The sequence below is a fragment of the Actinomadura sp. GTD37 genome, assembly GCF_041951365.1.
Taxonomy (GTDB): Bacteria; Actinomycetota; Actinomycetes; order Streptosporangiales; family Streptosporangiaceae; genus Spirillospora.
Genome location: NZ_JBGNUS010000001.1, coordinates 463,975 through 485,189, shown reverse-complemented (window position 1 = coordinate 485,189; position 21,215 = coordinate 463,975). Strand labels below are relative to the sequence as shown.

Annotated in this window: 21 protein-coding genes; 12 read left to right on the top strand and 9 right to left on the bottom strand. The window is 71.7% G+C overall.

What is annotated here, in order from left to right; genetic code table 11:
• Positions 1-144: 144 nt before the first annotated feature.
• The 6 genes from ACA511_RS02380 to ACA511_RS02355 all read left to right on the top strand — a co-directional run bounded on the left by ACA511_RS02380 (position 145) and on the right by ACA511_RS02355 (position 8,337).
• Entirely contained in the window at positions 145-693 is a 549-nt protein-coding gene (locus ACA511_RS02380) for an aminoacyl-tRNA deacylase (RefSeq protein ID WP_375022340.1), read from the top strand.
• An 88-nt stretch (positions 694-781) separates the two neighbouring features.
• Entirely contained in the window at positions 782-3,232 is a 2,451-nt protein-coding gene (locus ACA511_RS02375; protein WP_375022339.1) for a DUF6049 family protein, read from the top strand.
• Between the two features lie 28 nt (positions 3,233-3,260).
• On the top strand, positions 3,261-4,952 hold the full coding sequence (gene murJ / locus ACA511_RS02370) for a murein biosynthesis integral membrane protein MurJ (RefSeq protein WP_375022338.1): 1,692 nt from the start codon (positions 3,261-3,263) through the stop codon (positions 4,950-4,952).
• Between the two features lie 194 nt (positions 4,953-5,146).
• A complete protein-coding gene (locus ACA511_RS02365) occupies positions 5,147-6,781 on the top strand; it encodes a protein kinase family protein (RefSeq protein ID WP_375022336.1) in 1,635 nt (544 codons plus the stop codon).
• Between the two features lie 168 nt (positions 6,782-6,949).
• Positions 6,950-7,573, top strand: a complete 624-nt coding sequence (gene sigM / locus ACA511_RS02360) for an RNA polymerase sigma factor SigM (RefSeq protein ID WP_375022335.1) — start codon at positions 6,950-6,952, stop codon at positions 7,571-7,573.
• Positions 7,570-8,337, top strand: coding sequence for an anti-sigma factor family protein (locus tag ACA511_RS02355; protein WP_375022334.1), 768 nt, complete (start codon positions 7,570-7,572; stop codon positions 8,335-8,337). Before sigM ends, ACA511_RS02355 begins: the two co-directional genes overlap by 4 nt.
• Before the next feature lie 201 nt (positions 8,338-8,538).
• On the opposite strand, the gene ACA511_RS02350 is transcribed toward ACA511_RS02355, so the two are convergent.
• On the bottom strand, positions 8,539-9,111 hold the full coding sequence (locus ACA511_RS02350) for a dienelactone hydrolase family protein (RefSeq protein WP_375022333.1): 573 nt from the start codon (positions 9,109-9,111) through the stop codon (positions 8,539-8,541).
• A gap of 141 nt (positions 9,112-9,252) precedes the next feature.
• Between ACA511_RS02350 and trxB the strand changes: the two genes are divergently transcribed.
• Positions 9,253-10,206: a thioredoxin-disulfide reductase gene (trxB, locus tag ACA511_RS02345; RefSeq protein ID WP_375022332.1), complete on the top strand. Its 954-nt coding sequence runs from the start codon at positions 9,253-9,255 to the stop codon at positions 10,204-10,206.
• Positions 10,207-10,305: 99 nt separating this feature from the next.
• Positions 10,306-10,620 carry a thioredoxin gene (gene trxA / locus ACA511_RS02340; protein ID WP_375022331.1) on the top strand — a complete coding sequence of 105 codons (315 nt, stop codon included), beginning with the start codon at positions 10,306-10,308 and terminating at the stop codon, positions 10,618-10,620.
• Between the two features lie 120 nt (positions 10,621-10,740).
• Here the strand turns inward: trxA and ACA511_RS02335 are convergent, their stop codons facing one another.
• Positions 10,741-11,358 carry a GNAT family N-acetyltransferase gene (locus tag ACA511_RS02335; RefSeq protein WP_375022330.1) on the bottom strand — a complete coding sequence of 206 codons (618 nt, stop codon included), beginning with the start codon at positions 11,356-11,358 and terminating at the stop codon, positions 10,741-10,743.
• Positions 11,359-11,619: 261 nt separating this feature from the next.
• On the opposite strand from ACA511_RS02335, the gene ACA511_RS02330 reads away from it, so the two are divergent.
• From ACA511_RS02330 to ACA511_RS02320, 3 genes are all read left to right on the top strand, one after another.
• Positions 11,620-12,852 (top strand): PLP-dependent aminotransferase family protein, encoded by a 1,233-nt coding sequence (locus ACA511_RS02330; protein WP_375024671.1) that lies wholly within the window; start codon positions 11,620-11,622, stop codon positions 12,850-12,852.
• A gap of 77 nt (positions 12,853-12,929) precedes the next feature.
• Positions 12,930-13,871, top strand: a complete 942-nt coding sequence (locus tag ACA511_RS02325) for a D-alanine--D-alanine ligase (protein WP_375022329.1) — start codon at positions 12,930-12,932, stop codon at positions 13,869-13,871.
• 243 nt (positions 13,872-14,114) lie between these two features.
• Entirely contained in the window at positions 14,115-14,402 is a 288-nt protein-coding gene (locus ACA511_RS02320) for a hypothetical protein (protein WP_375022328.1), read from the top strand.
• A 760-nt stretch (positions 14,403-15,162) separates the two neighbouring features.
• Here ACA511_RS02320 and ACA511_RS02315 read toward each other — a convergent pair.
• The 3 genes from ACA511_RS02315 to rsmG form a co-directional block, all read right to left on the bottom strand.
• Positions 15,163-16,137, bottom strand: coding sequence for a ParB/RepB/Spo0J family partition protein (locus tag ACA511_RS02315; RefSeq protein WP_375022327.1), 975 nt, complete (start codon positions 16,135-16,137; stop codon positions 15,163-15,165).
• Entirely contained in the window at positions 16,134-17,012 is an 879-nt protein-coding gene (locus ACA511_RS02310) for a ParA family protein (protein ID WP_375022326.1), read from the bottom strand. Before ACA511_RS02310 ends, ACA511_RS02315 begins: the two co-directional genes overlap by 4 nt.
• A 275-nt stretch (positions 17,013-17,287) precedes the next feature.
• Positions 17,288-17,965: a 16S rRNA (guanine(527)-N(7))-methyltransferase RsmG gene (rsmG, locus tag ACA511_RS02305; RefSeq protein WP_375022325.1), complete on the bottom strand. Its 678-nt coding sequence runs from the start codon at positions 17,963-17,965 to the stop codon at positions 17,288-17,290.
• 184 nt (positions 17,966-18,149) lie between these two features.
• Between rsmG and ACA511_RS02300 the strand changes: the two genes are divergently transcribed.
• Positions 18,150-18,617, top strand: coding sequence for a DUF6458 family protein (locus ACA511_RS02300; protein WP_375022324.1), 468 nt, complete (start codon positions 18,150-18,152; stop codon positions 18,615-18,617).
• 227 nt (positions 18,618-18,844) lie between these two features.
• Here the strand turns inward: ACA511_RS02300 and ACA511_RS02295 are convergent, their stop codons facing one another.
• Genes ACA511_RS02295 through rnpA form a run of 4 tightly spaced genes read right to left on the bottom strand, consistent with a single transcriptional unit; the run spans position 18,845 to position 21,206 of the window.
• Positions 18,845-19,330, bottom strand: coding sequence for a protein jag (locus ACA511_RS02295; protein ID WP_375022323.1), 486 nt, complete (start codon positions 19,328-19,330; stop codon positions 18,845-18,847).
• Between the two features lie 37 nt (positions 19,331-19,367).
• A complete protein-coding gene (gene yidC / locus ACA511_RS02290; protein WP_375022322.1) occupies positions 19,368-20,384 on the bottom strand; it encodes a membrane protein insertase YidC in 1,017 nt (338 codons plus the stop codon).
• Positions 20,377-20,841: a membrane protein insertion efficiency factor YidD gene (gene yidD / locus ACA511_RS02285; protein WP_375022321.1), complete on the bottom strand. Its 465-nt coding sequence runs from the start codon at positions 20,839-20,841 to the stop codon at positions 20,377-20,379. Before yidD ends, yidC begins: the two co-directional genes overlap by 8 nt.
• Positions 20,838-21,206: a ribonuclease P protein component gene (gene rnpA / locus ACA511_RS02280; protein WP_375022320.1), complete on the bottom strand. Its 369-nt coding sequence runs from the start codon at positions 21,204-21,206 to the stop codon at positions 20,838-20,840. The genes yidD and rnpA overlap by 4 nt, the downstream gene beginning before the upstream one ends.
• Positions 21,207-21,215: the final 9 nt, after the last annotated feature.

Sequence of the window (21,215 nt, the reverse complement as noted above, 5' to 3'; positions counted from 1 at the left end):
GTGAGGGTTTACGTGACGTATGACGCGAGTTAGGTCAGTCGTTCCGGGTATGTGGGGATCTCCCCCACAGAGTGCTGAAGCACGGGGACACAGCGAACCAGTTCCGGGGGTGAGCGGGGAGACCCCCGCGGGATGGAGCCCAACATGAAGGACGCTCTCGCCATCCACCGCGCACTGCTCGAATGGGAGACCGTGCACGAGATCGTGCGGCTGCCCGTCGCGGTGGCCCACGCCGACGAACTGCCGAAGGCGCTCGGCCTCCCGGCGAAACGGTGCCTGGTGACGCGCGTCTACTCCTGCGACGACGCCCGCCGCGGCCGCCGCTTCCTGACCGGCGTCATCGTCCCGGCGGGCGAGCGGCCGCCGATGGAGGCCGTCCGGCGCAGCGTCGGCGCGCGCACCGTCCGCCCGGCGCACCCGGACGTCGTGAACGCCGCCACCGAGTACGCGGCCGGCCTGGTCTGCCCGCTGCTCCTGCCCGACACGATGCCGCTGCTCCTCGACCACCGCCTCGCGGACGGCCTGGACGGCGACGGCGTCGTCTACACCGCGACCGGCGAGGCGTCCACGGCCCTCGGCATCCGGGCCGGCTCCCTCTACGCCCTCTGCCACGCCAAGCCGATCGATCCGCTCGTCCCGCCACCGCTCCCCGCGCCCGCGGACGGCCCGCGCGCCACCCGCTCCCACGCCTGACCCTGGCCACGCCAGACGCCGGACGGACTACCATCGACGCCGTGGTGCGGGAAATGTTCGCCCGCCGTCCTGAGGCGGCCGGTAAGGCGTGAGGACGGTCAAACGCGCGGTGGCGCTGGCCGCTCTGCTGCCCTGCATGGCGCTGGCGGCGCCCGCCCTCGCGCACCAGGCGCCCGCGCCCGCGTCCGCGCAGGCTCGGGCGAAGGCCCAGGTCGCCATGGCGCTCACCAAGGTCGACCCCAAGACGGTCACCGCGTCGTCGACGATCGAGATCTCCGGGCTGGCCAAGAACCGCACCGGCCACCAGCTGCCCGGCCTCACCCTGCGGCTGCGCTACAGCGCCCAGCCCGTCACCAGCCGCAGCCAGCTCGACCAGTTCGCGGCCGCCCAGCCCAACGCGCTGCCGAACACCGGCCCCGAGAAGCAGCTCCCCGGGGCCGCCGCGCCCGGCGTGAAGCAGGGCTGGACGTTCAAGTCCACGGTCAAGGACCTGGGCCTCCGCGCCCCCGCGGGCACGCCCGGCGTCTACCCGATGGGCGTCGAGGTGCTGAACTCCGCGCGCCAGGTCGTCGGGGGCGTCACGACGTTCGTGACGTTCATGCCGAAGGAACGGCACTTCAACCCGGTGGCCGTCGGCTGGGTCCTGCCGCTCACCGGTGCGATGCACCGCACCAACGACCGGACGTTCATCGACGACGAACTCGCCAAGGCCGTGGCGCCCGGCGGGCGGCTCAGCCGGCTCGTCGACGCGGCGGCCGGCACCGGCACGCCGCTCACCTGGGCGATCGACCCGGCGCTGCTGGACGACGTGCAGCGGATGGCGTCCGGCGACTACACGGTCCGGGCGCCCGGCGCGAAGAAGGGCGTCCGGAAGAAGAAGAGCGCCGCCGCGGCGAGCTGGCTGGCGGCGCTGAAGGAGGCCTCGAAGAAGGACCCGTACTTCACCCTCCCCTACGCCGACCCCGACGTCGTCGCGCTCGTCCGCCGCAAGACGCCCCGCGACATCGGCGTCGCGTTCGACCAGCGGAACACCGGTGTCGCGACGCAGGTCCTCGGACGCGCCGCGACCACCCGCGTCGCCTGGCCGCCGTCCGGCGCCGCCGGGCCCGGGACGGTCGACGAGCTGGCCAAGATCGCCCTGAAGGACGGCGGGGCGTTCCTGATGAGCAGCTCGCAGTTCCAGAACCCGGCGACCGGGGCGCTGCCGAACGCGACGACGACGCTGCCGACGCACCACGGCGTCAAGAAGGCGCTGCTGTACGACGAGAAGCTCAACCAGATCGTCAGCGAGGGGGCGGGGTCCGGCGGGCTGCTGACCGAGCAGCGCTTCCTCGCCGAGACGGCGATGATCGCGGCGGAGGCGCCGAACCGGCAGCGCACCCTGGTCGTCGCCCCGGACCGCTACTGGGACCCGGCCGGCGAGCTCGCGAAGAACCTGCTGAAGTACACCAAGGGCGCGGCCTGGCTGAACGAGGTCCCGGTCGGCAAGATCGAGACGGCCGAGCCGCAGGGCCGCGTCTTCAACGGCTACAACGACGACTACCAGCAGTACGAGCTCGGCGACGCGCACCTGACCCAGGTGCAGGCGATCGCGCGGCAGGCCGCGGCGTTCCAGGCCGTGCTCACCGGTCCCACCAAGATCTCCTACGAGCGCGCGCTGCTGCGCCTGCAATCGGCGGCGTGGCGGACGTCCCCGCGCCAGGCCAGAGCGGCCCGCAAGCAGCTGGAGGAGGAGCTCGCCTCCGACATGCACCTGGTCCGCATCGTCACCACCAAGAGCAAACGGGTGCTGATGGGAGGCAGCTCGGGACGGCTGCCGGTGCTCGTGGAGAACATGCTGTCCGACCAGTCGGTCAAGGTCCGGCTCGTCGCGACCTCGGAGAACAGCGCGAAGCTCCGGCTCGGCACGCTCGCCGACGAGGACGCGGTCATCGAGCTGCGGCCCGGGGAGCGCGCCCAGCGCTGGATCCCCGCGCAGGCGGCCGGCAACGGCAACTTCCACGTCCAGCTGGAACTGCGGTCCACCGGCTCGGGCGGCCGGACGTACGGCGGCGGCGAGTCGATCACCGTGACCGTCACCGGCTACGGGCGGCTCGCGCTGCTCATCACCGGCGGCGGACTTGCCGTACTCTTCGTGGGCGTCGGAGTGCGGGCCCTCAGAGCGAGGCGCCGCCGGAAAGCGGAGGCAGCCGGTGACGGGTCGACCGGAATGGGATCGGCGGGACCAGGGGAACCGGGGAGCGGACTCCCCGGCTCCGGGTTCCCCGGAGGCGGGATACCCGCCGCCGAATTCCCCGGGGCAGGGCTATCCGCCACGGGGCAACCCGCCGGGCCAGGGATATCCGCAGGGCCCGCCCCAGGGCCCGCCGCAGGGTCCGCCGCAGAGGCCCCAGGGCCCGACGCAGAGGCCGCCGGGTCCGCCCCCGGGGCCGCCGGGCCCGCCGCAGAGGAACACCCCGAATCCGGCGGGATACCCGAGCCCGCCGCCGACGGGCAGGCCCCCGGGCGCGGCGAACATCGCCGCCGAGACGGCGATTGACATTCCCCTTCCGGGCAGTAACGCACCTGTGGCCGAGACGGTAGTGGACACGCCCGTCCCCCCGTCCGGGGAGGGCGACGGCGGCGGGAAGGCCGGGGGCGGCATCCTCCGCTCCGGCGCGATCATGGCCGTGGGCACCCTCGCGTCCCGCGTCACCGGGTTCCTGCGCACCGCCGTCATCGTCGCCGCGCTCGGCACCGGGCTGCTCGCCAACGCCTACAACACCGCCAACACGATCCCCAACCAGATCTACGACCTGCTGCTCGGCGGCATCCTGACGAGCGTCATCGTCCCGCTGCTGGTGCGGGCCAAGCAGCGCGACCGCGCCTACGGCGAGCAGTACGAGCAGCGCGTCTTCACCCTCGCGGTGATCGGGCTCGGCGCCCTCACCGTCGTGGCGGTGCTGTGCGCGCCGCTGTTCATCGACGTGCTCGCCGGCAGCTACACCGGCGACCAGCGCAAGGTCGCCGTCCTGTTCGCGCAGTTCTTCCTGCCGCAGCTGTTCTTCTACGGCGTCGGCGCGTTCGCCGGGGCCATCCTGAACACGCGCGGCAGCTTCGGCGCGCCCATGTGGGCGCCGGTCCTCAACAACCTCGTGGTGATCGCGGTCGGCGGGGCGTTCCTGGCGGTCACGACGGGCCGCGTCGACCCGTCCAGCATCTCCGACTCCCAGCTCATGCTGCTGTCGGCCGGCACGACCGGCGGCATCGTCCTGCAGACGGTCGCGCTGTGGCCGTCGCTGCGCCGCGCCGGGTTCCGGTGGCGGCCCCGGCTCGACTTCAAGCGCGGCGAGATCGGCGAGGTCGGGCGGATGGCCGGCTGGACGCTGCTCTACGTCGTCGCCACCCAGGCCGCGCTCGCCGTCGTCACCGCGCTGGCGAACGCCGCCGGGAACCGGGCCGTGGACGCGGGCCTCGGCGAAGGCTACGGATACACCCCGTACTTCAACGCCTACCAGCTCTTCCAGCTGCCCTACGCGATCGTCGGCGTCTCAGTGATCACCGCGCTGCTGCCGCGGATGAGCCGGTTCGCGGCCGAGGGCAAGACCGCCGACGTGCGGGCCGCGTTCTCCAGCGGGCTGCGGCTCTCCTCGGTGATCATCATGCCGGCGGCGGCGCTGATGCTGGTGCTCGGCCCGGAGATCACCACGGTGCTGTTCGCGCACGGCAACACCTCGCCGGACGACGCGCTGGTCATCGCGCGGGTCATGCAGATGTTCGCCATCGCGCTCGTCCCGTTCTCGATCTACCAGCTCATGCTGCGGGTCTTCTACTCGCACGGGGACACGCGGACGCCCGCGCTGATCGGCCTCGTCGTCACCGTGTCCAACATCGCGATGGCGTTCACCGCCTACAACGTCCTGGACGTCAAGTGGATCGTGGTCGGCATCGCCGGCGGGTTCGCGGTCACCAACGTCGTCGGCACCGTCACCTGCTGGCTGGTGCTGCGCCGCAAGCTCGGCGGCATCGACGGCCGGCGCATCATCGGCGGCCACCTGAAGCTCCTCGTCGCCGTCTGGCCGCTGATCGGGTTCGCCTACGCCGCGCACACCGTCGCCGACGCCGCCGCGAACACCTCGGCGATGCTTCCCGCGCTGGTCACCCTGGTGGCCGGCTCCGTCGGCGGCGGGCTGCTGTACGTGCTCTTCGCCAAGCTGATGCGGGTGGAGGAGATCCAGACGACCATCGCCACGTTCGCGCGCCGGCTGCCCGGCCGCTGAGGGCCGGCCGGCGAACACGTCCCAAAGTAAAAAAGGACGCGCGGCGATAAGGCGGCCACTCAGGCGAGTAACCACTACCATGTGGGGGACTACGGCTTGCGGGGCGACACCCTGGGGAACGCAAAGAGGAGGGTCGGAGGCGTAAGCTGCCACGCCACTAACATGGGATCTGACCACCTGTGCAGGACGTTGCCGTGAGCACGTCAGTCATCGAGCCCGGCACGCGTCTCGCCGGCCGCTACCGCCTCGAAGAGCGCATCAGCGATTCCGGTGGATCGTCGCTCTGGAAGGCCATCGACGAGATCCTCGCGCGGGCGGTCGCCGTCCGCACCTTCGATCCCGAGTTCCCCAGGATCACCGAAGCCGTCACCTCCGCGCGGTCGGCCAGCAGGCTGACCGACCCCCGCCTCACCCAGGTGTTCGACGCCGACGACTCGGGCGAGAGCGCCTACGTCGTCAGCGAATGGGTGGTCGGCGAGACCCTGGAGGGCATGCTCGGCAAGGCTCCGCTGGAGCCCGGCCGCGCCGCGACGCTGCTGTACGAGGCGGCCGAGGCGATCGCCGCCGCGCACTCCGCCGGGCTCTCCCACCTCTGCCTCACCCCCCGCGACCTCGTCTGGACGACCGGCGGCACCGTCAAGATCCTCGGCATCGCGACCGACGCGGTGCTCGGCGACCGGCAGGCCGACGACCCCGCCGCCGAGGACGTCCGCGGCCTCGGCAGGATGCTGTACGCCGCGCTCACCGCGCACTGGCCCGGCGACGAGGACGTCTCCGATCTGCCCGCCGCGCCGGGGGCCGACGGCGTCCCGCACGCGCCCCGCCAGGTCCAGGCCGGCATCTCGCACGCGGTCGACGCGATCGTCTGCCGCTGCCTCGGCCTCGGCCAGGCGGAGGCGCTCGCGTCCCCCGCCGACCTGGCCAAGGCGCTGCGCGGCGTCCCGCGCACCCCGCTGCCGCTGTTCGCCGGGCTCGGCCAGGCCGCACCGCCGTCCCCGCGCCCGGCCGCGCCGCCGCGTCCCGCGACGCCGCCGCCCGCCCCGACGCAGCCCCACCGGCGTCCCGCGCGCGGGCAGCAGGCGGCACCGCGCGGGCAGCAGGCGCCATCGCACGGGCAGCACGCGTCGTCGCACGTCCCGCCGCCGCGCGCCCAGCGCGCGGGGCCGCCGCCGTCCACGTCGACCCGCACGGCGCCCGCGCACGGGCACGGCGCGCCCAAGCGGCCCGCCAACCGCGCGCTCCTCGGCGTCGCGGCCGCCGCGCTGACCGTCATCGTCGGCATCGGCGCCTGGGCGCTGGCCGGTTCCGGCGGCGGCGGCGAGCCCGGCGGCGACGGCGCCACCGGCAAGACCAGGACGAGCGCGCCGGCGGAGCCGACCGTGGTCAAGCTCCAGGCGGCGGGCGTGACGGCCGTCCAGGAGTCGCAGCCCGGCCACCAGGACACCTCGATCACCAAGGACGTCGAGTCCGTCATCGACGGCAAGCCCGGCGGCAAGTGGGAGACCCAGCGGTACGCCGATCCGAAGTTCGGCAACTACTCCAAGGGCCTCGGCGTCCTGCTCGACATGGGCAAGCCCGTCAAGGTCGCCAACGTCAAGATCCACTCTCCGGTGACCGGCGGCGTCATGCAGGTCCGCGTCGGGGACTCGACGTCCCCCGGCGGCCTGAAGCGGATCGGCGAGCAGCCCGCCAACGGCGGATTGGTCACCGTGAACGCGAGCCCCGAAGTTACGGGCCAGTACGTCATGGTCTGGTTCACCTCGCTTCCCACGTCTCCCGTCCCCAAGGGGCGGCTGGGGGAGGTCACCGTCTTCGGCGCCGCCGGCTGACGTCCGTCCGCGCGGTGCACAAGGCCTGTGACGTGGAGTTGCTCTTGTCTGTATCGTGCCTGTGAGCAGAATGTCCCCTCGCCCCCAGGAATCTGTGGTGCCTACCCCAGCAGCCGGTCGCGGATGCCCGGCGCCGACCGGGCGTCCCGAACGAGAAAGCGGTCGCTCATGACGTCGGTGAGCATGCATCGGGTCGGCGAGGTCCCCGACAAGGAACTCCTCGCGCGCCACGCCCAGGGGGACCCGCACGCGTTCGCCGAACTGGTCCACCGGCACCGCGACCGCATGTGGGCGGTCGCGCTGCGCACCCTCGGCGACCCGGAGGAGGCCGCCGACGCCCTCCAGGACGCGTGCCTCTCGGCGTTCCGCGCCGCCGGACGGTTCCGCGGGGACGCCGCCGTCACGACCTGGCTGCACCGCATCGTGGTGAACGCCTGCCTGGACCGCATCCGCCGCAAGTCCGTCCGGCCGGCGACGCCGATGGGCGACGACGCGACGTTCGACGCCGTCGCGCCGAAGCTGCCCGACCCGACGGACGCGCACGGCGTGTCCCTCGACGTCCGCACCGCCCTGGAGCAGCTGCCTTTCGAGCAGCGGGCCGCCCTCGTCCTCGTCGACATGATGGGCTACTCCGTCGACGACGCCGCGCGGGTCATGGAGGTCCCGCCCGGCACGATCAAGAGCCGGTGCGCGCGGGGACGCGCCCGGCTCGCGCCCCTTCTCACCCACCACCGGAACCGACGGGATCGCAAAAACGTCGGAGGTGTGGAAGGAGGTGGCATGCCCAAGTGAACCCCGCACACTATGACTACGACATCCTGGCCGATCTGGCCGAGGGACTGCTCGAAGACGACGAAGCCGCCTCCGTCAACGCGCACCTCGACACCTGCGCCGAATGCCGTGAGCTGTCCGCCGACCTTGCGGACGTCTCCCGGATCCTGGCGGAGGCACCCGTCCCGTCCATGCCCGCCGAGCTGGCCGAGCGCATCGACACCGCCATAGCCGCGGAGTCGATGCACAGCGCCACCGTGGTGAGCATGGAGCAGCGGCGCGGAAGGCGGCATTGGCGGATCCTGTCGGCGGCCGCGGCGGCGGTGATCGTCGTCGGCGGCGGCGCGACGGTCGGCACGATGGCATTGGACGGCGTGAGCGGCGACCACGGCAAGGCGTCGACTCCCGCGCAGGATAATCCCGACCAATCCGGTTCGGAACATGGGGTGGCGCCGAACGCCGCCCCTGCCGGGGCCTTCACGGTCGCGAGCAGCGGCACCGACTACCGCGCCGGGACGCTGGCCCCGCAGGTCGACCGCCTGCTGGCCGACGCGCCGAAGCTCAGGGCCGCGTCGGGCGCACCGTCTGCGCAGCTCAAGGGCTGTGTGAACGGCGTGACCCACGGGTTGACGCCCACGCTCGTCGACAAGGCGAACTACGAGGGCGCTCCAGCGACCGTCATCGCCATGCCCGGCAAGGGCACCGGCAAGTGGAACATCTGGGTCGTCGGTCCAGACTGCTCGGTGCACGACCAGCACCTTCTGAAGAAGCTCGAGAACGCCTGACGCACGGGCCCCGCCGTTCTCGGCCCGATCCGAGAACGGCCCGGGTCGGCGCGTCCCTGAAGCCGCGCGGTACTACCCGGGCTAGAACGGCTCTCACCGGCTCCGGCGGCACAGCACCGCATGTCACGCGACACCATCTGATCCGTCCGGACGGACCGCCTTGCCGGGCGGCTTGAAGGCGACGCCTGGCGGGAACCGTGGTCAGAGGGAGTCGAGGAAGGCCAGCGCGATGGTCCAGGCGCGTTCGGCGGACTCGGAGTCGTAGTCGGGAAGGTCCGGGTCGGTGAAGAGGTGGCCGGCGCCCCGGTAGCGGAAGACCTCGACGTCCGCACCCGCCTTCCGCATCCGCAGGTACCAGGCGTTCAGCCAGTCGACGGGCTCCCACGTGTCGGGGTCGGCGACGTGCAGCTGCACCGGGACCTCGGTCGACGCGTCGTCCGCGATGTCGGACGTGCCGTGCATCAGCAGCAGGCCGCCGGCCCTCTCGTCCGCGAACGCGAGGTTCTGCGCGATGGACCCGCCGAGCGAGAAGCCCGCGTAGACGAGGCCGCCCGCACCGATCAGCGGCGCGGCCGCGTGGACGGCCCGGCGCAGCAGCTCGTCCCGGCCGATCTCCTCCTTGATCCCGAAGCCCTCCTCGGGCGTGTCGACGACCCTGCCGCCGTACAGGTCGGGGACGTGCACCTCGTGGCCGGCCGCGCGGAGCCGGTCCGCCGCCTGGTGCACCGCAGGGCGCAGCCCGTACATCGAGTGGAGGAGCAGGATGCGTGCCATGAACCACACCCTAGAGGGGAGCACACCTGGTGGGACGGCCGGTCCTGGTGTCCCGGGAATCCCCGGGGCCTAGGATCGGTTGACGCGACTGGCAGGCCGGGTCGAGCGGTACCGACGGCCAACGAGGAGAGGCGCAGAACAGTGAGCGACGTCCGCAACGTCATCATCATCGGATCGGGGCCCGCGGGCTACACGGCCGCCGTCTACGCGGCCCGCGGCGACCTGAAGCCGCTGGTGTTCGAGGGGTCGGTGACGGCCGGCGGTGCGCTGATGAACACCACCGACGTGGAGAACTTCCCCGGCTTCCCGGACGGGATCATGGGGCCCGACCTCATGGACAGCCTGCGCAAGCAGGCCGAGCGGTTCGGCGCCGAACTCATCACCGACGACGTCACCGAGGTCGACCTCACCGCCGACCCCAAGGTCGTCAAGGTCGGCGACGAGACCTACCTGGCGAAGTCCGTGATCGTGGCGACGGGCTCGGGGTACCGGGAGCTGGGCCTGCCGGACGAGAAGCGCCTGTCCGGGCGGGGCGTGTCGTGGTGTGCGACCTGTGACGGGTTCTTCTTCCGCGAGCAGGACATCGTGGTCGTCGGCGGCGGCGACACCGCGATGGAGGAGGCGATCTTCCTGACCAAGTTCGCCCGGTCGGTGACCGTCGTCCACCGGCGGGGCGAGCTGCGCGCGTCGAAGATCATGCAGGACCGGGCGTTCGCCAACGAGAAGATCAAGTTCCTGTGGGACAGCGAGGTCGCCGGCATCCAGGGCGATGACCGGGTGACGGGCGTGACCGTCCGCAACACCAAGACCGGCGCCGAGTCCACGGTGGAGATCACCGGGCTGTTCATCGCGATCGGGCACGACCCGCGCAGCGAGTTGTTCGCCGGTCAGCTGGAGACCGACACCGACGGCTACCTGCTGGTGGACGCCCCGACCACGCGGACCAAGATTCCCGGCGTGTTCGCCTGCGGTGACGTGGTCGACCACATCTACCGGCAGGCCATCACCGCGGCCGGCAGCGGCTGCTCGGCCGCCATCGACGCCGAGCGCTGGCTCCAGGACCAGGACGCCGCCGAGACCGTCCCGCAGGTCTGACCGATCGGGCGCGGCCGCCGGCTCGGCCGGCGGCCGCGCCGACGAACCGACGCGGACGGCGCCGGGCCGGGCCCGTCCGAGCGAGAACGAAGGAGAACCATGAAAGCCGTGACCGACGCCGACTTCGCGACCGAGGTCCTCGACAGCGACAAGCCCGTTCTCGTCGACTTCTGGGCGGAGTGGTGCGGCCCGTGCCGGATGGTGTCGCCGATCCTGGAGGAGATCTCCGCCGAGCACGGCGACAAGATCGACATCGTGAAGCTGAACATCGACGAGAACCCGCAGGTGCCGCAGAAGTACGGCATCATGCAGATCCCGACGATGAACGTCTACCAGGGCGGCGAGGTCGTCAAGCAGATCATGGGCGCCAAGCCGAAGGCCGCCCTGCTGCGGGATCTCGCCGAGTTCATCTGAGCCGGCTCCCTTCGAGCGGCTCCCGCAGACCGCCTCCCGTCTCCCGCGGCGAGCGGGAAAACGTGTGGCCCGCACTCCGGTCGGAGTGCGGGCCACACGTATAAACCGTCTCAGAACGCCCTAGACGGGTCGTAGCGCCCCCTCCGGGGTCATGGAGCCCAGCAGCCGTTCCAGGGCCACCTCGACGTCCTCACGCCACGACAGGGCCGACTTGAGCTCCAGCCGCAGCCGCGGATACCGGTGATGCGGCCGGACGGTCTTGAACCCGACCGACAGCAGGTAGTCGGCGGGCACCATGCACCCGCCCTCCTCGCCCTTCAGGTCGCCGAACGCCTCGATCGCCTTCACCGCGCGGCGCGTCAGGTCCTTCGCGACGCCCTGGACGAGCATCCGGCCGAGGCCGCCGCCCGCGAACTCCGGCAGGATGTGCGCCGACATCAGCAGCACCGCGTCCGCGCTGACCGGACTCGTCGGAAACGCCACCGAGCGCGGCACGTACAGCGGCGGCGCGTACATCACGAACCCCGCCGGGACGTTGTCCACGTACGCGATCTTGCCGCAGCTGCCCCACTCCAGCAGCGTCGAGGAGATCCACGCCTCCTTCTCCAGTCCCGAGTCGCCGCTCTCCAGCGCACGGTCCCGGCTGACCGGATCCAGCTCCCAGAACACGCAGCCGCGGCAGCGGTGCGGCAGGTCCTCGAGATTGTCCAGCGTGATGTTCACGAGACGACGTGACACCGGGCCGGCACCCCCTGTCTCGATCCTCGCCCGCGGGCCTGGAGCCCGTGGCGGCGGAAGTTCCCGGCAACCAACCGGGACCCGCGGGCATCGTATCGGACAGGAGTTTCCCCAACCGCACGGCGCGCCACACCCGGAGCGGCCCGGCATGGCCGCCATGCCGTAGTTTGCAGGGAAGCCGTCATACCTCGGAGGTGCCTCGTGGAACAGCATTCGCGTACGGACGTCTACGCCGATCGCTACGCCGCCCGTGCCGCCGGCATGGTGCCGTCCGAAATCCGGGCTCTGTTCGCGATGGCCGCCCGCCCCGAGGTCGTCTCGCTCGCGGGCGGCATGCCCAACGTCTCCGCGCTCCCGCTCGACGCCGTCGGCCAGATGATCGGCGAGCTCGTCGCCGGCAAGGGCGCCGAGGTGCTCCAGTACGGCTCCGCCCAGGGGGACGAGCTGCTGCGCGAGCGCATCTGCGAGGTCATGTCCCTCGAAGGCGTCCAGGCGTCGCCGGACGACGTGGTCGTCACCGTCGGCGCGCAGCAGGCGCTCGACCTCATCACCAAGATCTTCGTGGACCCCGGCGACGTCGTCCTCGCCGAGGCACCGTCCTACGTCGGCGCGCTCGGCACGTTCGCCTCCTACCAGGCGGACGTCGTGCACGTCCCGCTGGACGAGGGCGGGCTCATCCCGTCCGCGCTCCGCGAGACCCTCGCGTCGCTCCGCGCCCAGGGGCGCAGCGTCAAGTTCCTCTACACCGTGCCGACGTTCCAGAACCCCGCGGGCGTCACCCTCACCACCGCGCGGCGCGCCCAGATCCTCGAGATCTGCGCCGAGTACGACGTCCTGATCGTCGAGGACAACCCGTACGGGCTCCTCGGCTTCGACGGCGAGCCCATGCGGGCGCTGCGCGCGGACGACTCCGAGCGCGTCATCTACCTCGGCTCGTTCTCCAAGACCATCGCGTCCGGCCTCCGCGTCGGCTGGGTGCTGGCGCCGCACGCGGTGCGGGCCAAGCTCGTCCTGGCGGCCGAGTCGGCGATCCTGTGCCCGTCGAACTTCTCGCAGCTCGCCGTCCGCGAGTACCTCGCCACGCAGCCGTGGCGCGAGCAGATCAAGGACTTCCGGGAGCTGTACCGGGCCCGCCGTGACGCGATGCTGGAGTCCCTTGACCAGCTGATGCCGGACGGTTGCACGTGGACGCGTCCGGCAGGCGGCTTCTTTGTCTGGCTGACACTCCCCGAAGGGCTCGACGCCAAGGCGATGGCCCCGCGCGCGATCGCCGAACGGGTCGCCTACGTCCCCGGCACCGGCTTCTACGCGGACGGCACCGGGCACCGGCACCTGCGCCTGTCGTACTGCTTCCCGGAACCGCACCGGATCCGATTGGGCGTCCGGCGGCTCGCGTCGGTCGTCGAGAAGGAGATCCGCCTGCGCGACATGTTCGGCGGCGCGGTGGGCGGCGGCTCCACCGGCGTCCAGGCGCCGGGGCCGGACGTCGTCTGAAGGTTTCACGTGAAACGCGCGCCGGTGCGGCCACGGCCGGCCGGCGCGCGGCGCACCATCCGAGAGAGGCACCAGCGTTGGAACTCGGGCATGTCGTCGTCCTCGCCGGCGGGCTGTCGTACGAGCGCGAGGTGTCGCTGCGGTCCGGCAGGCGCGTCACCGACGCGCTGCGCGCGCGCGACATCCCGGTCGAACTGCGCGACGCCGACGCGACACTCCTGGACTCCCTGACCGACGATCCGCCGGACATCGTCTTCCCCGTCCTGCACGGCGCCGCGGGCGAGGACGGCTCGATCCGCGACGTCCTCGGACTCCTCGGCGTCCCCTACCTCGGCGCGCGTCCGGACGCCTGCCGTGTCGCATGGGACAAGCCGACCGCCAAGTCCGTCGTGCGCCGCGCCGGCCTCCGCACCCCCGAGTCGGTCGCGCTCCCGAAGGAGGTCTTCCACGACCTCGGCGCCGCGTCCGTCCTCGACCGCATCCTGAGCGCCCTCGGCCTCCCCCTGTTCGTCAAGCCGACCCGCGGCGGCTCGGCGCTCGGCGCCTCCGTCGTGCGCGAGCCGTCCGAGCTGTCGGCCGCCATGGTCGGCTGCTTCGCCTACGGCGACGCGGCCCTCGTCGAGCGCTACATCTCCGGCACCGAAGTCTCCGTGAGCGTCATCGAGCAGGACGGCGCACCCGTCGCCCTCCCCGCCGTCGAGATCGTCGCCCCCGGCGGCCTCTACGACTACACGGCCCGCTACGACGCCGGCGACACCGAGTTCATCACCCCGGCCCGCCTCACCCCGGACGCCGCCGCCCGCGCCACCGCCGCCGCCGTCACCGCCCACCGCGCCCTGGGCCTCAGCGACATCTCCCGCACCGACCTCATCGTCTCCCCTGACGGCGAAGTCCACTTCCTCGAAGTCAACGTCGCTCCCGGCATGACCGAGACGAGCCTCCTCCCGCGCGCCATCAGCGTCGCCGGGCTGGACCTGGGCGAAGTCTGCGAGTCCCTGCTCCAGAGCCGCCTGGCCTGACCCCCGGCCTCCTGCCGCTGCCGACCGGCCACGTTTCACGTGAAACACCGGGCGTCCGAAGGCGCCTCCTAGCGATCGCCCTCGCCCGCCGCCCGGCTCGGCCGGGACGCCCAGGCCCTCACCGAAGAGATGCGGAAGCGCCGCCCTCGTCCGCCCGGCGATGAGAAAGACGATCGCCCTGAGCGGAGCAGACACGGCCGCCCTCACCCCGCGTCGCGTCCAAGACGCATCAGTGTGGCCACGATGCGCACCCCGCGAAGCCGCCACCTCTTGGCTCCGAAGGCTGGACGGCGGCGGGACCTGCCGGATGCGGTCGGCCGCCCCCAGCGCGAACCGCTTCGGCAGCGGAAGCCGGCCGCGCTGCGGTACTTCAACGTGGCGGGCGCCTACGAGCGGCACGGCGAGCGACACGCCCCCATCTCGAACGTGCTGGAGATCGCGCCGGGGGACGGGTCCGTGATGAAGCTGTTCGACGACGACTACCCGACGTCCGACGGAAGGGCCGAGCGGCACCCGTCGGGACGCGCCTGATCCCGAACGTGCTGGAGATCGCGCCGGGGGACGGGGTCCGCGGTGAAGCTGTTCGACGACGACTACCCGACGTCTGACGGCAGGGCCGAGCGGGCACGAAGGTGTCCTGCGCGTGGACGAGGACGTCCAGGAGCGCCTCCTTGGCCGTCGTGCCCGGCATGAGCCGCCGCGAGCCCGCGACCCGGCGCAGCGAAGTGCTCAGCTCCTCGGTCGGACGGGCCGACGCGCTCGATCACCGCCCCCGGCCGAGCCCGTGAAAGCTCCCGCGCGCGCCCGCACCAGCTCACGCGCGACGACGACCACACTCACCATGCCGACGTGGTGAACGGAAGGCCGCCCGCAACAGCAGAACGCCGAGAGTCAGGCAACGAGACGGCCCCCACCACGAACAGTCGACCCCCGATGTTTCACGGGAAACCTCACCCTGATGGCCAGCGCGAGGGAGACCCATTGGGAGCGCATGACCGCGGTCGGCGCCGCCAACGATCGGAACGATGAGTTCCGCCGTCCACGGATCCAAGGGGCAGCCCGTCGCAGGACGCGAGGTGCTCGACGAGGCGCACCTCGTCCGACGCCGGGGCGAACGGCATGAGTCAACGTTGGCGTGAGCGTGTCGGAGTCCGTCCCGCGCTTCCCGGAACCGGGGTGGCGACGGTGCGCGGGTGGTCTGGATGTTTCACGGGAAACGCTGGGGGAGTCGGCGGTAAACGAGAAGCGCCCCGAACCGGATGAGGTCGGGGCGCTCTGCGTGGGGCGGGTGTCAGGCGTCGTCGTCGGGGGCCATCGACTTGATGATGCGGTCGAGGTCTTCGAGGGTGGCGAACTCTACGACGATCTTGCCCTTATTGCGGCCCATGTCGACGCGGACCTTCGTCTCGTAGCGGTCGGAGAGGCGGTCGGCGAGCTCCCTCAGGCCGGGGGCGACCGGCTGCTTCCGGCGGCCCTGGCGCGGCGCCTTCGGCTCGTCGACCTCGCGGAGCGCGATCATCTCCTCAAGGGCGCGGACGGACAGGCCCTCCTGGACGATCCGCTGCGCCAGATGCTCCTGGGCCTCGATGCTGTCGAGGGAGAGCAGGGCGCGGGCGTGTCCGGCGGACAGCACTCCGGCCGCCACCCGGCGCTGGACGGCGGGCGGCAGGTTCAGCAGCCGGAGTGTGTTGGTGATGTGCGGGCGCGACCGGCCGATGCGTCCGGCGAGCTGCTCGTGGGTGGTGCCGAAGTCCTCCAGGAGCTGCTGGTACGCGGCGGCCTCCTCCAGCGGGTTGAGCTGCTGGCGGTGGAGGTTCTCCATGAGCGCGTCACGGAGCAGGTCGTTGTCGCCGGTGTCGCGGACGATCGCCGGGATGACGTCCAGACCGGCCATCTGGGACGCCCGCCACCGGCGCTCCCCCATGATCAGTTCGTAGTCGTGCCCGTCCGACGCGGACTTGCGGACGACGATCGGCTGCAGCAGGCCGACGATGCCGATCGACTCGGCGAGTTCCTGCAGCGCCTGCTCGTCGAAATGCTCGCGCGGCTGGCGCGGGTTGACCGTGATGGAGGTGACCGGCAGTTCCGCGAAGTGGGCGCCGGCGACCGGTTCGAGCGCAGGCCCGGGGGCGGCGCCGTTCGCGGTGGGGCCGCCCGGGTATCCGGGCTCACCCGCGCTGCCCGGCTCGCCGGGCGTCGGCGGGGGCGGAGCGGTGGGGATGAGGGCGCCGAGCCCCTTGCCCAGACCGCGTCGCTGCTGGCTCACTGGACAGCTCCTCCATGGGCCATCTCCGAGGCGGCTTCGCTGTAGGCGAGCGCGCCACTCGAACCGGGGTCGTACGTCATGACGGACTGCCCGTAGCTCGGGGCCTCCGAAACCCGGACGCTGCGGGGGATCACCGTGTTGAGGACGACGTCTCCGAAGTGGGCCCGGACGTCGTCGGCGACCTGCGCGGCGAGGCGCGTCCGGGCGTCGTACATCGTGAGCAAGATCGTGGACACCTTCAGTTTCTGGTTGAGGTGCGCCTTGACGAGATCGACGGTGCGGATCAGCTGCCCGAGCCCCTCCAGCGCGTAGTACTCGCACTGGATCGGGATGAGCAGTTCGTCCCCGCCGACGAGGGCGTTCACCGTGAGCAGGCCGAGAGACGGCGGGCAGTCGATCAGCACATAGTCGAACTTTTCGGTCTCGTAGGCGTCCAGCGCCCGCCGAAGCCGCGACTCACGGGCCACTTTGGAGACGAGTTCGATCTCGGCGCCCGCGAGGTTGAGGGTCGCGGGCGCGCAGAACAGGTTGGGGATCTCCGACGCCGGGACGACGATGTCGGCCAGCGCCATGTCCTCGATCAGCACGTCGTAGATCGACGGGACCTCCGCGTGGTGGTCGACGCCGAGGGCGGTGGACGCGTTGCCCTGCGGGTCGAGGTCGACCACGAGCACCTGCGCGCCGTGCATGGCGAGGGACGCGGCGATGTTCACCGAACTGGTGGTCTTGCCCACGCCGCCCTTCTGGTTGGCGATGGTGATGATCCGGCATCTGTCCGGCCGCGGCCATTCGCGCTCCCGGCGGCCCGACATGGCCTTCAGCGCGGTGACCGCTGTTTCATGTGAAACCTTGGCGTCCTTGAGCGCCTCGCGCACGAGTTCTGACTCCCCCTGATTCGGTCCCTGGCGCGGCGCCGGCGGCTGTGCGCCGACGTGCGTCGGAACATATCCGACGTTCTCCGCGGTACCGGACGTCGTACTTCCCCACATCGCGTGCCCGGACGGCGTGGTCCCCGGGCCGGAGGCCCCCTGCCCCCCACCCGCGGCCGGCGTCTGCGCGCCCTCGTCCGCACCGGATCCGCCCAAGCCGGACGGCTGCTCGTCGGGGGATTCGTCGGCGCGGTCAGGCCGGCCCAGTCCTGGTCCCGTGCTCATGAAGACCTCTTCCTCGACCCTCTGGCACGCCGGGGCGCGCGCTGTCGTCGCCCGACAACCTCTCCTCGGCCGGCGACCACACGGACGAGTGTTGTCGGCGGGTCGACCATACCGCGCCCCACTTGCAGCAGTTCCGCCGAGCGCGCCCCGAGCCGTTTCAGTACGGGCTCCGCCTCGTCCAGTTCGGCCTGGGCCCGCTCGCCCTTGAGCGCGAGGAGTTCCCCGCCTGGACGCAGCAGAGGGAGGGCCCATTTCGCGAGGCGTTCGAGGGGTGCGACGGCGCGCGCGGTGGCCACGTCCACCGAGAAGTCCTGCACCACCTCCTCGGCTCTGGCCCGGCGCACCTCGACGTTCTCCAGGCCGAGCATCTGGACGCATTCGTCCAGGAACGCGGTGCGGCGCATCAGCGGCTCCAGCAGCGTGATCCGCAGGTCCGGCCGGACGATCGCGAGGACGACGCCGGGCAGGCCCGCGCCGGAGCCGATGTCCACGACGTGCGCGTCCGCCGGGACGGCCTCCGACATCACCGCGCAGTTGATCAGGTGGCGTTCCCACAGCCGGTCGACCTCGCGCGGTCCGATGAGCCCGCGTTCGACCCCGGCGTCCGCGAGGAACGCCGCGTAACGCTCCGCGACCGGCAGCGCGTCACCGAATACCTCACGTCCAGTCCCCACCAGACGAATCGTTCCACATAACGGGGTGCCCGCGTACACGCGCGACGTCCATGCCGCCGTCCGGACGCCGGTTTGCCCGAGCCTTGCGATATGGCAAGAACCACGTGACCCCCCGCATAATCGGGACCCATCGGGTAGAGGGTCGGGTGTCGCCCGACCGTCCCCCCGGAAGGAGCTCCGACAAATGGGAATCGGAGTCAGTCTCGCATTCATCGCCGTGGGCGCGATCCTCGCGTTCGCCCTGCGTGTCGATCTCAGCGGCGTCGACATCCACATGGTCGGCTGGATCCTGATCCTGGTGGGGGCCGCCAGCATGACCTTCACCCTCAAGTACACGCGGCCGCGGCGCCGCGCGGGCCGGGTCGTCGGCGCCGACCCCGCCTACGGGGACGAGCCCGGCACCATCGTCCGCGAGGAGCACATCATCGAGGATCCCGCCCCGCTGGGCCGTCCGGCCGAGCGAGTCGAACGGGTGATCGAACATCCGGCGGACGAGGGCGTGCCGCACGGCCACATCGCCCAGGACCCGGCCTACGCCCAGGATCCCGCGCACGCGCAGGACCCGGCGGAGGAGAACACCACGTCGGTCGTGGACGCCGGGGACCGCATCCCGCCGCAGCGCCGCAGGTGGCGGCGCACCGCACGCCGGTGACACCGGCACCGCGGTAGCACGGACACGGGTACCCGCTCGGTGTGCTTCGGGCGGCGGTGCACACCGAGCAAAGAGGGGCCTCGCGCCGGCCGGGCGCGGGGCCCCACCCGTGCCCGGCGTCCGGACGCCGGGGGATGGCGGGCATGCGAACGGCCCCGGTGCGGATGCATCGGGGCCGTTCGGGCGTCCGGGCGAGCCGCCGAGATCGGGCGGCCGGCGGACGGAGGTCAGGCGGGGTAGACGACGACGTAGCGGTCGGGCTCCTCGCCCTCGGATTCGCTGCGCAGTCCGGCGGCGGCGATCGCGTCGTGGACGATCTTGCGCTCGAACGGGGTCATCGGGGCGAGCGGCTTGGCCTCGCCCGCCTGCTTGACCTCGTCCGCGACGTCCGTGCCGAGCTTGGTGAGCTCGGCGCGGCGGCGCTCGCGGTAGCCGCCGACGTCGAGCATGAGGCGGGTGCGGTTGCCCGTCTGGCGGTGGACGGCCAGCCGGGTCAGCTCCTGCAGCGCCTCCAGGACCTCGCCGCGCTTGCCGACCAGCTCGTCGAGGGAGGCGCCGACGACGGCGACGAGGGCGCGCTCGCCCTCGACGTCCATGTCGATGTCGCCGTCGTAGTCACCGATGTCAAGCAGGCCCTCGATGTAGTCGGCGGCGATCTCGCCTTCCTGTTCGAGCGCCTGGACGTCGACCTCAGTGGTGTCGGTCTGGCTCAACGGGGTCTCCTTCTCCGGCGCGTGTTCGGGGTTCAAACTAGCGCTTCTGGGTGCCGCTGCGCTTGCTGCGCGGCTTGCGGGTCGGCTGGTTGCGCGCGACCTTCGGCTTGTCCTCGGGCTCGGGGGCCGGTTCCGGCTCCTTCTTCAGCCTGGCCTTGGCCTTCACGCCGGACGGGGACTGGCCGTTCTTCGACGTCGCCGGCTTGGCGCCGGTCTTGGCACCGGCCTTGGCGCCGCCCGTCTTCGTGCCGCCCGTCTTGGCGGTGGTCGTCGCCGCGGCGTCGCCGGTCGCGGCGGGCGGCGGGTACTTCTTGTAGATGTAGTGCTGCTGCGCCAGCGTCCAGCTGTTGGACGTGACCCAGTACATGAGGACGCCCAGCGGGAAGCCGAGGCCGAACAGGCCGAACAGCGGCGCGAAGAAGACCATCATCTTCTGCGCCTGCATCATCGGGTTGGCGTCGTCGGTGACCGGCTGGCGCTTCATGCTGGCCCGGACGGTGAAGAACGTCGTGACGGAGCTGATCACCACGGCGATGCCGGTGACGATGATCGCCGTCCAGCTCTTCGGGTCGGCGCCCCACGCGTTCAGGAACGTGTCGGGGATGTGCGCCCCGAAGATGTTGGCGTTCTGCGCGCTCGCGACCAGGTCGGACGAGACGGCGAAGACGCTCTCGCCGGGCTTGGCGTCCGAGATCCGCTTCAGCGTCTGGAACAGCCCGATGAAGATCGGCATCTGCACCAGGAGCGGCAGGCAGCCCGACAGGGGGTTGGCGCCGTTCTCCTGGTAGAGCTTCATGACCTCCTGGTTGAGGCGCTGCTTGTCGTTCTTGTACTTCTTGCGCAGCGCCTGGACCTTGGGGTTCAGCTCCTGCATCTTCCGCGAGGCGTGGATCTGCTTCACGAAGAGCGGGACGAGTATGAGCCGCAGCAGGACGGTGAGCAGGATGATCGAGCCGCCCCACGCCCATCCGCTGTCCTTGGGGACGACCGTACTGAGCCCCGTGTGAATCCACACGATGAGCTGAGAGACGATCTCGTACAACCAGTCAAGCACCGGGCCGCTCCTTGGGCTCTGCTAGGGCGTGGCCGCTCTCCTCGCGGCCGGAGTTCGAGGAGGCCGCCGCGGATCGCTGCTGAGGGGTCGTCCCCTCGGAGTCCCCGGAGAAGACGGACGGTCCCTGAGAGAACGCGTCCCCGGACTCCACGGATTCCCCGGAAGGGGGCTCGCCGGACGTCTTCTTCGGCGGCACCGGGTCGTAACCCCCGGGGTTGAAGGGGTGGCACCGCGCGATCCGGCGGGCCGTCAGCCACGTGCCGCGCAGTGCTCCGTGGACCTGGAGCGCCTCCAGGCCGTACGCGCTGCACGTGGGGTGGAAACGGCACTGCTGCCCGAGCAGGGGACTCAAGAAGCGGCGGTAGGCGCGGACGAGAAGGATCAGCACGTACGCGACGGGGCCGGGACGGCCCGCCTCGTGCTGCGCGGGGGACGCGGTCCCCTGCCGACTCCTCATCTTCGCCCCTTGGACGCGGGCCGCAGCAGCCGGTCGAGTGCCGACTCCAGATCCGCGGCCAGTTCGTCTGGACGCGCCGCTCCCGCGCGGGGGTTGGCGCGCACTACGAGCAGGCTACCCGCTGGAAGCCGGGCGAGGTGCGGACGCATCAGGTGGCGGAGCCGGCGCCGCGCCGTGTTGCGGACGACGGCGTTGCCGACGGTGCGCGCCACGATGAACCCGACCAGCGGCGGTGCGTCCGCCGCCGGCGCCTCGTCCGGGCGGAGCAGGTGGACTACGACGCTCGGCCGCCCGGCGCGGCGACCGCGCCGGACGGCCAGCGTGAAGTCGTCCCGCCGCCGCATCCGGTTGCCGGACGGCAGCACAGTGCCGGG

Excerpts from the sequence above, each read along its gene's own strand:
- ACA511_RS02380 (WP_375022340.1), top strand. The coding sequence starts at position 145 with ATGAAGGACGCTCTCGCCATCCACCGCGCACTGCTCGAATGGGAGACC.
- sigM (WP_375022335.1), top strand. The coding sequence starts at position 6,950 with ATGACGTCGGTGAGCATGCATCGGGTCGGCGAGGTCCCCGACAAGGAA.
- ACA511_RS02350 (WP_375022333.1), bottom strand. The coding sequence starts at position 9,111 with ATGGCACGCATCCTGCTCCTCCACTCGATGTACGGGCTGCGCCCTGCG.
- trxA (WP_375022331.1), top strand. The coding sequence starts at position 10,306 with ATGAAAGCCGTGACCGACGCCGACTTCGCGACCGAGGTCCTCGACAGC.
- ACA511_RS02330 (WP_375024671.1), top strand. The coding sequence starts at position 11,620 with ATGGTGCCGTCCGAAATCCGGGCTCTGTTCGCGATGGCCGCCCGCCCC.
- ACA511_RS02320 (WP_375022328.1), top strand. The coding sequence starts at position 14,115 with ATGCGCACCCCGCGAAGCCGCCACCTCTTGGCTCCGAAGGCTGGACGG.
- ACA511_RS02300 (WP_375022324.1), top strand. The coding sequence starts at position 18,150 with ATGGGAATCGGAGTCAGTCTCGCATTCATCGCCGTGGGCGCGATCCTC.
- yidD (WP_375022321.1), bottom strand. The coding sequence starts at position 20,841 with ATGAGGAGTCGGCAGGGGACCGCGTCCCCCGCGCAGCACGAGGCGGGC.